13 protein-coding genes and 1 tRNA gene are annotated in these 12,669 nt (G+C 36.0%); 1 reads left to right on the top strand and 13 read right to left on the bottom strand.

The window, feature by feature from the left end:
* Positions 1-31 precede the first annotated feature (31 nt).
* Positions 32-898 carry a right-handed parallel beta-helix repeat-containing protein gene (locus tag CGC49_RS05260; protein WP_095893618.1) on the top strand — a complete coding sequence of 289 codons (867 nt, stop codon included), beginning with the start codon at positions 32-34 and terminating at the stop codon, positions 896-898.
* A gap of 195 nt (positions 899-1,093) precedes the next feature.
* Here the strand turns inward: CGC49_RS05260 and CGC49_RS05255 are convergent, their stop codons facing one another.
* The 13 genes from CGC49_RS05255 to CGC49_RS11190 form a co-directional block, all read right to left on the bottom strand.
* Positions 1,094-1,693, bottom strand: coding sequence for an SCO family protein (locus tag CGC49_RS05255; RefSeq protein WP_231549982.1), 600 nt, complete (start codon positions 1,691-1,693; stop codon positions 1,094-1,096).
* A 326-nt stretch (positions 1,694-2,019) separates the two neighbouring features.
* Complete coding sequence (locus tag CGC49_RS05250) at positions 2,020-2,397, bottom strand: methylglyoxal synthase (RefSeq protein WP_042006831.1); 378 nt, start codon at positions 2,395-2,397, stop codon at positions 2,020-2,022.
* Positions 2,398-2,514: 117 nt separating this feature from the next.
* Entirely contained in the window at positions 2,515-3,735 is a 1,221-nt protein-coding gene (hflX, locus tag CGC49_RS05245) for a GTPase HflX (RefSeq protein WP_042347659.1), read from the bottom strand.
* Between the two features lie 112 nt (positions 3,736-3,847).
* The gene (locus tag CGC49_RS05240; protein WP_095912030.1) at positions 3,848-4,747 is read right to left on the bottom strand and encodes a TIGR01777 family oxidoreductase; all 900 of its coding nucleotides are present in this window, start codon (positions 4,745-4,747) and stop codon (positions 3,848-3,850) included.
* A gap of 113 nt (positions 4,748-4,860) precedes the next feature.
* Positions 4,861-4,933: transfer RNA gene (locus CGC49_RS05235), tRNA-Phe, on the bottom strand.
* Positions 4,934-5,066: 133 nt separating this feature from the next.
* Positions 5,067-5,696: a TatD family hydrolase gene (locus CGC49_RS05230; RefSeq protein ID WP_095912698.1), complete on the bottom strand. Its 630-nt coding sequence runs from the start codon at positions 5,694-5,696 to the stop codon at positions 5,067-5,069.
* Between the two features lie 36 nt (positions 5,697-5,732).
* Positions 5,733-6,185 (bottom strand): D-aminoacyl-tRNA deacylase, encoded by a 453-nt coding sequence (gene dtd / locus CGC49_RS05225; RefSeq protein WP_042006824.1) that lies wholly within the window; start codon positions 6,183-6,185, stop codon positions 5,733-5,735.
* Positions 6,186-6,312: 127 nt separating this feature from the next.
* Entirely contained in the window at positions 6,313-6,873 is a 561-nt protein-coding gene (locus CGC49_RS05220) for a hypothetical protein (RefSeq protein WP_095912029.1), read from the bottom strand.
* Positions 6,874-6,933: 60 nt separating this feature from the next.
* Entirely contained in the window at positions 6,934-8,187 is a 1,254-nt protein-coding gene (locus CGC49_RS05215; RefSeq protein ID WP_198540638.1) for a TlpA disulfide reductase family protein, read from the bottom strand.
* 101 nt (positions 8,188-8,288) lie between these two features.
* On the bottom strand, positions 8,289-10,037 hold the full coding sequence (gene aspS / locus CGC49_RS05210) for an aspartate--tRNA ligase (RefSeq protein WP_095912027.1): 1,749 nt from the start codon (positions 10,035-10,037) through the stop codon (positions 8,289-8,291).
* A 73-nt stretch (positions 10,038-10,110) separates the two neighbouring features.
* Entirely contained in the window at positions 10,111-11,850 is a 1,740-nt protein-coding gene (locus CGC49_RS05205) for a hypothetical protein (RefSeq protein WP_157909003.1), read from the bottom strand.
* Positions 11,851-12,131: 281 nt separating this feature from the next.
* A complete protein-coding gene (locus CGC49_RS11195) occupies positions 12,132-12,329 on the bottom strand; it encodes a hypothetical protein (protein ID WP_157909002.1) in 198 nt (65 codons plus the stop codon).
* A gap of 5 nt (positions 12,330-12,334) precedes the next feature.
* A complete protein-coding gene (locus tag CGC49_RS11190) occupies positions 12,335-12,568 on the bottom strand; it encodes a hypothetical protein (RefSeq protein WP_157909001.1) in 234 nt (77 codons plus the stop codon).
* Positions 12,569-12,669 lie beyond the last annotated feature (101 nt).

Here is a 12,669-nt window from a genome sequence, read left to right as displayed (position 1 = left end):
GCGAAATTAACCATTTAAAAAATAGATAACGATGAAAACCTTATTTTATATTTTTATTTCCATTTTAATGATTTCATTTTCAGGGTGTGGACAAAAAAAGACTCAAAAACAAGATACCGAAGAGATGAGTGCTGATGAAAATGCAACTATTGAAATGAAAGTTGTTCGGGTGAGCAACGCCAAAGAGTTTGTTAATGCATTGGCGTCCCACACTGAAATTATCATCGCCGAAGGTAGCCATATCGACCTTACTCAATATATTGAAGCAGTTGTTGACGGCTCCGAGCAGCTGAATTATCGTGAACAAGAAAGTAGCTATTTCGAAATTGAAGAAATTGGTGATGGGCATCAGTTGGTAATTTATGATATGGAAAACTTAATCATCAGAGGAGAAGGGAAAACGCCTATTCCTGTACAAGTTGCGCCAATGTATAGCTTTGTGTTTTCTTTTAAGGGAGGAACTAATATTCACATTGAAAACCTTGATGCCGGACATACCGAAGGCGGATACTGCGATGGTGGTGTTTTTCAATTTGTGAATTGTAGTAATGTCACCATTCATAAAACGATTATGTACGGAAGCGGAACCGAAGGTATTCAAGCGATAGACTCGTACGATTTGAAATGCACCGAATCTGTTATTAAAGAATGCACTTACAGTATTATGACTTTGGATAATATTTTCAATGCTGTTTTTGAAGATTGTAAGTTTCATAATAACAAAGAATTCACCTTGGTAAATGTTCGAAATTCTAATAACGTACAGTTTAATCGTTGCCATTTCTATGATAATGAAGGTACTTTGTTCGATTTGGGCAACCAAATAACACTGAAAGATTGCCAAATTGACCATCCCAAATCAAAATTAGGTGATATGGGAAGCTGTATTGTAGAGTGATAAGATATATTGCTTAGTAGCAACATTCCATAAAGAGGCAAATGAACTATAATTAACAAAAGGCTTCAACAAAATTTTAGTAAATTGTTGAAGCCTCTATTGGCTAAAAATCGAAAAGTAATTCATAATCACGAGAAATACGATTTTTAGTTTAGTTCTAAAAGTAGTATGTAAGAAGAAATTAATTTCGTTAAGCTATTCAATAAGGGATTTGATATCCTCAATAAGCATTTTAACTTGACTATCATTCAACCCGTTGTAGTAAATAATAGGCTTTCCATCCTTTCCTTTTCTTGAAACAATATTCCCATGCTGATCAATCAAAGCAAATAATCCTGAATGCTCAAAACGGTGGATATCCCCTGCCACTTCTTCAACATGCAAGTTGAAACCTTTGTTTGACAAGTCATAAATAGCATCTACTTCACCTGTAAGAAAATGCCAATTTGCACTGGTAGCACCTTTCTTTTGGGCGTATGCTTTTAACACCTCTGGCGTGTCCTCTTCTGGATTAATTGAAAAGGAAGCAAATCCAACGTTTTTATCTTTTAACTCATTTTGAATTTTAACCATATTGTTTGTCATTACAGGACATATGGTTGGGCAATCGGTAAAGAAAAAATCGACGACATAAACCATTCCTGCGTAGGTTTCGTTGTTAATAGTTTGGTTGTTTTGATTAGTAAATGTAAAACTAGGAGCCTTTCCAATAGTTACAATTTCTGGTTTTTCTTTTGTTTGGCAAGCAATCATCCCTAACAGAAGAAATAAAGCATAGATTCCTCTCATTTTCATAAATACGTCTATAATTGTTTTATTCTATTTCTCTTACAGATGGAAAAAGTGTAAGTTCGTGCAAAGGTACGAAAAATATCTGGTTTTGATTATAAAATTTGCGGTAATTTTTGCCCATCATATTCAATTGGTAAGTGCGATTTTATTGTTGTATTTTTTGGATGAGCTTTACCGCAGTACTATTCTCCTTATTTTCATATAGTTCTGCGGTAGCTATCCGTGGACAGGAATCTTTTTCAGAAGTTTGAAAGAAGTTTTAATTATGGTTCCATTCCTACTGTTCATTCACTTTGTATTCTTCTGGGAAGCGGTATATTACCTTTTGCCTATTCGCTCTTTTCGGCCAATCCTTTAAGAACCAGTTCAGCAGTGGCAGGATTCGTTGCAATTGGAATATTGTGAACATCGCAAATACGCATTAGCATCAAAATGTCGGGTTCGTGTGGATGTTTATCCAAAGGGTCGCGGAAGAAGAATACTCCCTGTACCTTACCTTCCACAATTTGAGCAGCGATTTGAGCATCTCCTCCCTTGGGGCCAGAGAGTACTTTTTCTACCTGTAATCCTGCATTTTGAGCATGTTGCCCTGTAGTTCCTGTAGCAATGATTTGAATGTTTGCTGAGTGCAAGGTTGTTAAATTTTTCATCAAAAAGGACACCATTTCGGCCTTTTTCCCATCGTGTGCAATGACTGCTAATTTCATATAGTTATGTTTTAAACGTTAAACATCGTATTTAATGGAGAACTTTTCAATAATCAAGATTTCCAACGTTCACTACTGCAAATAATAGCGAAAATACATATCCATTTTTTTCGTAGTTTATTCATCTTCAGAAATTTCTACAAATTCAGGATATAAAAAGTTGTTGTAAGGAAAACGCGTAATGTGGATTTCTCGCACTTTAGCATATACTTTTTCCCTAAATTCAGCCAAATTATCCTTGTTTAGAGCAGAAATGAACAGCACATCGTCACCTACTTTGTTCATCCATGTCTGTTTCCAGTCCTCCAAGGTGAAATGTTTTTTGGTGAATTCCGTGGTTAGGTCATCATCAGCAATACTTTCATGCGTGTAAGCATCTATTTTATTAAAGACCATGATAGTAGGTTTATCAGCACTTTCAATTTCCGTCAAAATTTGATTTACAGACTGTATGTGTTCCTCAAAATTAGGATGTGAAATATCCACAATATGTAACAACAAATCTGCTTCACGTACTTCATCTAAGGTACTTTTGAACGATTCAATGAGTTGCGTTGGCAATTTGCGAATAAATCCAACAGTATCGCTCAATAAGAAAGGTAAGTTACCAATCACCACCTTACGGACAGTGGTATCCAAGGTTGCAAACAATTTATTTTCTGCAAAAACTTCACTTTTGCTAATCACATTCATCAAAGTTGATTTTCCAACATTGGTATATCCAATCAACGCCACACGAACCAATGCTCCACGATTGCTACGTTGCACAGCCATTTGACGATCTATAGATGACAGCTTTTTCTTCAAAAGAGCAATCCTGTCTCGTACTATACGGCGGTCTGTTTCAATTTCCGTTTCTCCTGGTCCACGCATCCCGATACCTCCTCTCTGACGTTCCAAGTGCGTCCAAAGACCTGTTAGTCGTGGTAAAAGATATTGATATTGAGCAAGTTCTACTTGAGTTCGTGAATAACTTGTTTGAGCCCGTTGTGCGAAAATATCCAAAATAAGCCCAGTACGGTCTAATATTTTTGCTTTCAGAATACGCTCAATATTTTTCTGTTGTGCAGGAGAAAGTTCGTCGTCAAAAATAACGGTTCCTACTCCGTTTTCTTCAACAAATAACTGCACTTCTTCCATTTTTCCTGTTCCGATAAACGTCTTAGGATTTGGTACATCCAAGCGTTGAGTGAATCGTTTTAGCACCTCGCCTCCAGCTGTATAGGTCAAAAACTCCAACTCATCCAAATATTCTTTTGATTTCTCTTCGTCCTGCGTTTGATTAATAATACCCACCAACACTACCTTTTCGTAGTTTAGGTTCATTTGTTCCAACATATCGTTTTAGTATCGAATTTTCTGCAAAAATAGGAAGAATATTTTTTAAAAAAACCGATTTTATTGAAAAATCGGAGAAATAAGCGTAGGGAAACATTTATAAGCTAGATTTCTAGCTCAAATTATGTTTTAAAGAAGCTAGTAATGTTTTAAACTGAAAATCATAGCCTAATTTTTCAAGCCTTTCGGCACGAATCCGACTTCCTTGAAGTAACAAGACGGAGGCTTCTCCAAACAAACACTGAATCAAGTATTTAGGTAAAGGAGGAAATATAATTTTACGACCAACGACCGTTGCTAATGAGTGCGTAAAATTCTTATTACTAATATGTTCGGGAGCAACAATATTAAAAACACCAGAAGCGTTTTTTTCTTCCAATAGAAATTGAGTAACATCCACTAAATCAGCAATATCAATCCAAGGAATGTATTGTTTACCATTGCCCAATACAGCCCCTAAACCTATTTTGGTTATGGGTAACATTTTCGATAAAATTCCACCATTTTTGCTGATAATCACACCTAACCTCAACTTTAAAACTCTGTCAGACAATATGTTAAATCTATCAGCCACTGCTTCCCATTGCTGACAGACATCACTGAGGAAATCATTTCCTTTTGGGCTGTTTTCTGTGTATATATTTTCTGTGGTTTTTGTACCGTAATAGCCTACTGCAGAGGCAGAAATGAACGTTTTCAGTCGTATGCGATGTTTCTTAAGAGCGTTTAAAAGAATTTCAGCTGATTGAACTCGGCTGTCCAATATCTCTTGCTTACGGCTTTTTGTCCATCGTTTTTCTCCAATAGAAGCACCTGCCAAATGGACGATATGTTGCACCCCGTCAAACGCCCTTTCATCGATAAAACCTGAAGAAATATCCCAACGATAATGGTTCGGTTTATTTGCTTTCCGACTGAGAAAACGAACTTCATAACTCATTTTCAAAACCTTACAAAGTTCTTTGGCAAACATTCCGTTACCTCCCGTGATTAAAATAAGTTCTTTGGACATAAAAGAGACGTTTTTGCGGTTTGTGTAAAAACAAAAACCACAGTTTAAACTGTGGTTTTTGCAATTCCTAATCCTTAAAAATATGAAAAATTTCCTCTATGAAGAAGATCTCGTGGTACCTCCAGGAATCGAACCAGGGACACAAGGATTTTCAGTCCTTTGCTCTACCAACTGAGCTAAGGTACCAGTTGTTTTTCTTTTGCGTTGCAAATATAGAACCTTTTTTCAAACTGACAAAATATTTATTAAAAATATTTTGTTTTTTTTATACTTTCTTATATAATAGCATGAAAAACAAGTGTTTGTAAAAAAATATTTTTTACATCATAATTCCTATCTTCGGATAATCAAACTGAATTTGAACCAAACCTCGCAGTTGTTTTGCCTTTTGATATATTTCAGCGATATCCAACCCTGAGTCGTCGGTTTCAAGAAAATAACTACTTTCGGGAATAGATTTGAATACTTCCTGAACAGTAATATTAGTCAATAAGGATTTTCCAAATGAAAGTTTGATATTTTCGTTAATTAAAGTTGTAGCAACAGCTTGATTTTTGTTGAAACCGTGCAAAATCCATGGTTGCTTTGGTTGATATTTCTTTTTTAAGGAAATCAACTCACTATACGCTTTCACGCAGTGAATGATGAGTGGTTTTTTAACCTCTTCCGAAAGGAGTATATGTCGTTCAAAAATAGTTTGTTGCAGAGACAAAGGATATTTGACATTTCGGTCTAATCCACATTCTCCAATTGCTGCACAATGTTCATACTTCACTTTTTTGGTTACCGTTTCCCATTGCGATTGCCAGTCATCTTCCGAAAAATACCACGGATGTATGCCTACGGAGAAAAAACCTTCTTTGTTTATTGAAAACGGTAATTCGTTACGAATCACGATATTCCCAGAAGAGGATTCGTTATGAGTGTGTATGTCAAATAAAAGATTCAAAGTTTTAGAATTTAAAAGTTGCACTAATTGCCTTTTTTACTCTTTATTCTTCGTATCAACAATAATTGTGACAGGTCCATCATTGCATAGACTCACTTGCATATCGGCTCCAAAAACACCTGTGCCTATAGTTTTCCCTAAATCCGATGTAAGTTGTTCAACAAATTGTTCATAAAGAGGCACAGAGATTATAGGTTTTGCAGCTTTGATATAGCTTGGTCGGTTGCCTTTTTTAGTAGAAGCATGTAGCGTGAATTGTGAAACTGTAATAATTTCACCATCAATATCTTTTACCGACAGGTTCATCACCCCATTTTGGTCATCGAAAATACGCATATTGACAATTTTTGCCGAAAGCCATTGCACATCCTCCAAGGTGTCGCTATCTTCAATACCTACTAAAATCAATAACCCTTGTCCAATAGATGAAACGGACTGATTACTAACGCTTACGGATGCGTTAGATACACGTTGAATAACTGCTCTCATAACTGCCTTTTAGAAGATTTTAATTTTTTGGAAAATAAGTTCTCAAGACGATAAGGATCATAACTCACACACCAATAATTAGTTAACATTTTTCCACCTATTTTTATCAGTAAAAAATAAAGTTTCACTACAAATTATAATTTACTCCAAAGGATAAGCTCATCAAATCGGGGTAACCAGGCACAAAGGACGTCGTCAAATCGAATCGCTCATTTAAAGCGTACTTGTATTCAAATTCTCCACCATACCACAAAAACAAATATTGCCAACGACTTTCCTTGCTTCCTTTAAATACGTTCGGATTATGATAGCCCTCTAATTTTTGCCAATTCTTACGAAATACTAAAGTAGGACCTAAACCTCCTGATAATTTGTGTCTTTGAATTTCAAAAATCCTAAAGCGAATTCCAATATGCGAAAACCCACCGAACTGAACCGCACAATCAGCATAAACCCCTTGTGCAAATTTGATACTTATACCCTCATAAACAAATTTTTCAGCAGAAATAATCGCCCCCAAATTCAGAACAAAATAGGCATTCCTATCCAATTTATTAGGCATTAAATGAGCATTTTGCCTTTCTCCCAACGGATGAAAACTCAAACCAAAGAATTTTATTCCAATATTATCCTGTCCTAAACATCGAGATGAAATTAATATTACTAAAATTAAAAGATATTTTTTCATTTCAACCTGATATGCAACTCCTCAAGTTATGCGGAGTCAATCTTTACTCCGACAGTTGCTTTAATTTTTATCTAATCGCTTTTCTAATTCTTTTCTAACTTCTTCGGCTGTAGGGTCAATTGCAATGATTGTTCCTTTTTCGTCAATGAGAAAAACACCACCCGCTTTATTTTGCATTCCGTACTTCTGCCAAATTTTATTTTGCTTGTCTAACTCAACCAATTGTAACCAATCCCATTTTTCTTTCTCTAAAAATTGAGTTAACCTATCCGTATTTTTAAACTCTCCGGCAACTCCCACCATTGTGAAACCCTTGTCTTTGTATGCTTCATAAATGGGAATCATCATACGAGTAGTAGCAATACAAGGTCCGCACCAAGTAGCCCAAAAATCTAATAGTGTTATTTTTCCTTGAATAACTTTTGATAGTTGTACTTGCTTTCCATTTAGGTCAGGAGCTGTAAAATCAACGAATTTTTGCCCAACTTTAATATTTTCAAGAGAGGCAACCAATTCGGCAACCAATTTATTATATGGATGGTTCGGATTGGCTTTTGCTAGTTTTTTTGCAACTCTTTTGCTATAAGAAATATCCATTTGCTCCCTTTTATACATTAAGTCTTTCAAAAGAAATGAGTAAGCAATCAAGTTCGGGTTTTTCTCAATATACTCCTGACGATATGCTTTAGCTTCCTCATTTAGAGGTTTTAACCTATCATTAAGCTTTTTAGCCTCAGGGCTAAGATGTTTATCAGCTTTTGTTAAGGCTTCAATTTTTTCGTAGATAAGTTTTTTCTCAACACCTGTTTTATCGTCTAATTGCTTGTACAACTCTTCCACCTCTTTACTATGATACAAATCATTTTCATATAAAACATCCAAACTATCTATAATCGGTTGGAAGAGATGTTCAAACTTACGATTGAAATCATCCGTATACTTTTTATGCTCAGCATTCAACTTGCCTCCTTTTACAATGTTCTTGTTAAATTCTTCTTCATCATAAAGCGTGAGATGTATCTCCTCATTTTCCAAAAACAATTCCATAATACTTCCACTTCCTTTTTTACGAATCTCACTGAAATAAAGTTCTACAGCTTCTGGAAATTCTAATTGAGATTCATAATAAAACTTCCCATTCTTTACAGGAATTTCTATAACAGCATCTGTAAATACAGATTGTGTGGGTTTTGCTAACAAAATAGATTCAGTTTCTGCCCCAACAACTTCTCCCGAAAGCTTTAACTTTTTCTGTGCATACATTTCTTTGAAAGAAAATAAAGTTGTCAGCACAATGAATAGTAATGTTCTCATTTTTATCATAGTTTTAAGATGTTAGCAAATCTAATAATTTTTCTCAAAAAAAGAAAAACATTGCTAAAAATTCTTCTATCTTTCAGCAATGTTTTTTTATATTAATTATTCAACCTGATATGCAATTCGTCAAGCTGTGTGGAGTCAATCGGTGAAGGTGCGTCAATCATTACATCGCGTCCCGAATTGTTTTTCGGGAAGGCTATAAAATCGCGGATAGTTTCTTGTCCGCCCAAAATGGCAACCAATCTATCAAACCCAAAAGCCAAGCCTCCGTGTGGCGGTGCTCCGTATTTAAAGGCGTTCATCAAGAAGCCAAATTGAGCCTCTGCTTGTTCAGATGTAAAGCCCAACAACTCAAACATCTTCGCCTGTAATTCTTTATTGAAAATTCGGATAGAACCACCTCCTATTTCGTTTCCGTTCAGCACCAAATCGTAGGCATTGGCACGTACCGCAGCCGGATTGGTATCAAGCAAGGGAATATCTTCCGGTTTTGGAGATGTGAACGGGTGATGCATTGCAAAAAATCGATTCTCTTCTTCATTGAACTCCAATAATGGGAAGTCCACCACCCATAACGGAGCAAATTCGTCCGCTTTGCGTAAGCCCAAACGCTCAGCAAGTTCCATACGCAAGGCTGAAAGTTGCCCACGCACCTTGTCCGCTTTTCCGGAGAGGATACAAATCAGGTCGCCTGCCTTGGCTTCGGTACGTTCTGCCCATTTTTTGAGGTCTTCTTCCGTGTAGAATTTATCCACAGACGATTTGAAGCTGCCATCTTCGTTGCATTTAACATACACCATTCCTGATGCACCCACTTGCGGGCGTTTTACCCATTCGATTAGGGCGTCAATCTCCTTGCGTGTGTAGCTGTTAGCCCCCGGAACGGCAATTCCTACCACCAATTCCGCTTCGTTAAATACTTTAAAATCTTTATGTTGTGCAATATCGTTAAGCTCACCGAACTTCATTCCAAAACGGATATCGGGTTTGTCGTTTCCGTAGGTTTTCATCGCTTCGGCGTAGGTCATTCGTGGGAATTTCTCAATAGAAATACCTTTTACTTCCTTCAACAGATGTTTGGTAAGTCCCTCAAAGGTGTTGATGATATCTTCTTGCTCCACGAACGACATTTCGCAGTCGATTTGGGTAAATTCTGGCTGTCTGTCAGCACGTAAATCCTCATCGCGGAAGCATTTTACTATCTGAAAATATTTGTCTAATCCGCCGACCATCAAAAGTTGCTTGAACGTTTGTGGCGACTGCGGAAGGGCGTAAAATTCTCCCTCGTTCATACGACTTGGCACCACAAAATCCCTCGCTCCCTCAGGGGTTGATTTTATCAGCACGGGTGTTTCCACCTCAATAAATCCTTCTTTGGAAAGATAATTCCTCACTTGCATCGCTACCTCGTGACGGAAAATCAAATTGTTGCGAACTGGCGTACGACGAATATCCAAATATCTGTATTTCATACGAATATCCTCCCCGCCATCAGTATTATCTTCAATGGTAAAAGGAGGAAGTTCGGATTTGTTCAATACGACCAATTCCGAAACCAAAATTTCGATTTCTCCGGTGGGAATATGATTGTTTTTTGCCTCACGTTCAATGACTTTTCCCGTTACCTGAATTACGTCTTCGCGAGAGAGTGTTGTAGCCAATTCCAACACGTTTTTGCTGGTGCGTTCTTCGTCAAAAATAAGTTGAGTGATGCCATATCGGTCGCGGATATCCACCCAAACCATAAAACCTTTATTGCGGATTTTTTGTACCCAACCACTGAGGGTAATTTCTTTATTTACATCGGAAAGGCGAAGTTCGCCACAAGTATGTGTTCTGTACATAACTTACTTTTTTTTGCAAAAATAAGTATTTGTCGGGAATATAAGCTATGAATTTTACAAATTTCTTTTACCTTTATTTATGATACTCTTCAAATATGGGAAAAACTTGTCTGTCATTTTCATATGTAAAAATTTGTTCTTCACTACCTCTTGTTTTGTTTTTTAGCCATAACACTGCATTTTTCGGAGCTTCAAATTTTAATTTTCCTTTTTCTGTGCCTGTTTGTTCTCCTAATGAAATCCAACCGTTTTCTCCTGCGTTGTAAAAAAGCTCGTAAACATCGCCGTTTCTGATGAAGTTATCATCATTACGTGGAATAAGTTGTGCCTTTTTGACTTGTTTAGGAATGTTTGATTTAAAGAAAATACTTGTGCCTAATTCGCTTGCGTGAAAAAATGATATAGGATTGTTATCAAAAGCGTTTTTAAGTTGGTATAAAGCAACATCTTTCCAAGGTTTCCCATTGGAATAGATGGTGTCAAACACAATTTGTTTGTTTTCTGTGTCAAAAAAATGAATTTCTGCAATCGAAAGTTCAGTTTCTTTGGGAACTTCATACTGAAAATAGCAAAAAGATTTTGAATTTACGATATCAATGTTTATCACATTATTTGCAGGAAGCGTGTCCATTTTAAAAAGCAATTCACTATTTGTGAAATTAGCATTTGTACTTCCTTTGATTTGTATGCCTTTTAGCCAATTTTTATATTTTACAACCGTTGTTTTTCGTAAAGGATATTTTCGTGTTAAAGTGATGTTATGTTGTTCTTTTTCAGGATAAAATATATGCAGTCCTTCCTTTTTTAACATAAATGGATATGCAATAGGAATGAGTTCATTATTTTGATACGTCAATGGTTGATATATTACAAAAGGTTCGATATTTTCAAAAATCAAACTGTCTTTTTTAACATCGCCTTTTCCGATAGCAAGCCAACCGTTTCGTGCTGTAAAAACTCCAATGAATGCGTTTTTAACTTGATTTTTTATTGGAATAGCCATACGGTTTTTGCCAAAGTATTCATCTGTTACATCTTTTAGGAAAGGATTTTGTAAGGAAGCAGGTAAATTTTTGAGTTCCTCCAAATTTTGTTGGACTCCGTAAGTCATTCTAAAAACTTTCCCTTTTTTGCGTTGGTCTGTGAAATTATCATCACGAACGGCGTTAAATTGTTCATACCAAAAAGGTAAGTATTTCCCTGTGGTATCTCGCACCACATTCCATTGGTGGTCTATTCGATACTCAGGGGAATAAGGATATATATCCGTAGTTACAGGAATTCCAACGGAACGCATTACGTAAATTGCTATATCACAAGCCTCTCGGCAAGTTCCTATTCGGTTGTTTAATTGAAAGTCAGCATCTTGCCTTGGCGTTGGAAAATCTATGAAATAATAAAAACCTTCGGTTTTCATATAATCAGAAAGGATATTGCAGGCTTCAACAACGTCTGTTCCTTTGTAAAGAGAATCTAAAATAGGATTGTATTTTTCGTAATAGGCTTTACAGCAATTTGTTAAAGGCTCTTCCGCAATACAATAAGGTAAAATTAACTCGCAAAAATCGTCAAATGAAAGGTGTTTGTTCCAAGGTTTTTCTTGCCAAACTTTGAAGGCATAATCAATGTTTTCGATAAGCATTTCTGCTTTGATTTCTTTAATATCTTGCTTGATGATAGGTTGTGAAGTTTGTAGAAACCGAATACCTTTCTGACGTTCTTTTTCTGTTAGATTTCTTTTTTGAAAGATGTTTGAAAGTAAAATTTTGACACTATTGATTTCAGCACTCACTTGATAGTGATAATACGGCATATTTTCAATCAAAAACACCACAGATTTATATTTTAAACTGTCATTTTCATAGTGACTCAGCACTTTTTCAAGTTCTACGCGGTTGTTTTTGGCTTGTTGTAAAGCAAGGTCTAATTTTGTGGGATAGTATCTAAAATCATTATTTTAACGAAAAGAAGAGGCTGTCCGAAAAGTCAAATTTTAAGATTTTCACAAAGATTAAGTTACTGAAAATCAGGGTTTTATTTTTGGTGTTTTGCCCAAACTGAATCTTTTCGGACAGTCTCCTCTTGCTTTTTGAGCTATTTTTTTACCTTGTAATTTTCATAAATCACAACCCCAACCACACAAAGAAATCCAAAGATGGTTACGGGAATAGAGAAAGCTAAGGTCTCCTTATCAAAAAAAGGTAATTTCTGTTGGACAGAAAAAAACAAATTCATCAAAGGAAAAAAAAATAGCACGTATCCAATCGAATATAGTAGAATTTTCTTTTTCATAACAACTAACAATTACTGCTTCTATAATATGCCCAAGCGGAGGCAGCTCCTGATTCAATAGCGACACCTATCAAAGCAGGTATAGCCAGTGTTCCTCCTGAACCAACAGCTACTCCTGCACTTATAATAAAACCAACTGATGCAGACATTCCATCCGCTTCGAGTACATCAGATAGACATCTTCTCCATTTGTCATCATCTCCTGCCGATTCTGAATTTGAGTTTTCTGAATTTGACATATAAACTATTCTTTTTAAAGTGTTTTTATAATACGCATACTGTCCCTGTCCGCCCAATTTTTTAAAACTATTATCTTGTTGCAAACCAAGACAAATAGTAT

The organism is Capnocytophaga sp. H4358 (assembly GCF_002302515.1).
In the GTDB taxonomy this organism is placed as follows: domain Bacteria; phylum Bacteroidota; class Bacteroidia; order Flavobacteriales; family Flavobacteriaceae; genus Capnocytophaga; species Capnocytophaga canis.
This window is presented reverse-complemented; position numbering and strand designations above follow the sequence as displayed.

Bases quoted from the DNA above. Each gene is read 5' to 3' on its own strand.
- CGC49_RS05260 (WP_095893618.1), top strand. From the start codon at position 32: ATGAAAACCTTATTTTATATTTTTATTTCCATTTTAATGATTTCATTT.
- CGC49_RS05255 (WP_231549982.1), bottom strand. From the start codon at position 1,693: ATGAAAATGAGAGGAATCTATGCTTTATTTCTTCTGTTAGGGATGATT.
- CGC49_RS05250 (WP_042006831.1), bottom strand. From the start codon at position 2,397: ATGAAATTAGCAGTCATTGCACACGATGGGAAAAAGGCCGAAATGGTG.
- hflX (WP_042347659.1), bottom strand. From the start codon at position 3,735: ATGTTGGAACAAATGAACCTAAACTACGAAAAGGTAGTGTTGGTGGGT.
- CGC49_RS05240 (WP_095912030.1), bottom strand. From the start codon at position 4,747: ATGTCCAAAGAACTTATTTTAATCACGGGAGGTAACGGAATGTTTGCC.
- dtd (WP_042006824.1), bottom strand. From the start codon at position 6,185: ATGAGAGCAGTTATTCAACGTGTATCTAACGCATCCGTAAGCGTTAGT.
- CGC49_RS05220 (WP_095912029.1), bottom strand. From the start codon at position 6,873: ATGAAAAAATATCTTTTAATTTTAGTAATATTAATTTCATCTCGATGT.
- CGC49_RS05215 (WP_198540638.1), bottom strand. From the start codon at position 8,187: ATGAGAACATTACTATTCATTGTGCTGACAACTTTATTTTCTTTCAAA.
- aspS (WP_095912027.1), bottom strand. From the start codon at position 10,037: ATGTACAGAACACATACTTGTGGCGAACTTCGCCTTTCCGATGTAAAT.
- CGC49_RS05205 (WP_157909003.1), bottom strand. From the start codon at position 11,850: ATGCCGTATTATCACTATCAAGTGAGTGCTGAAATCAATAGTGTCAAA.
- CGC49_RS11195 (WP_157909002.1), bottom strand. From the start codon at position 12,329: ATGAAAAAGAAAATTCTACTATATTCGATTGGATACGTGCTATTTTTT.
- CGC49_RS11190 (WP_157909001.1), bottom strand. From the start codon at position 12,568: ATGTCAAATTCAGAAAACTCAAATTCAGAATCGGCAGGAGATGATGAC.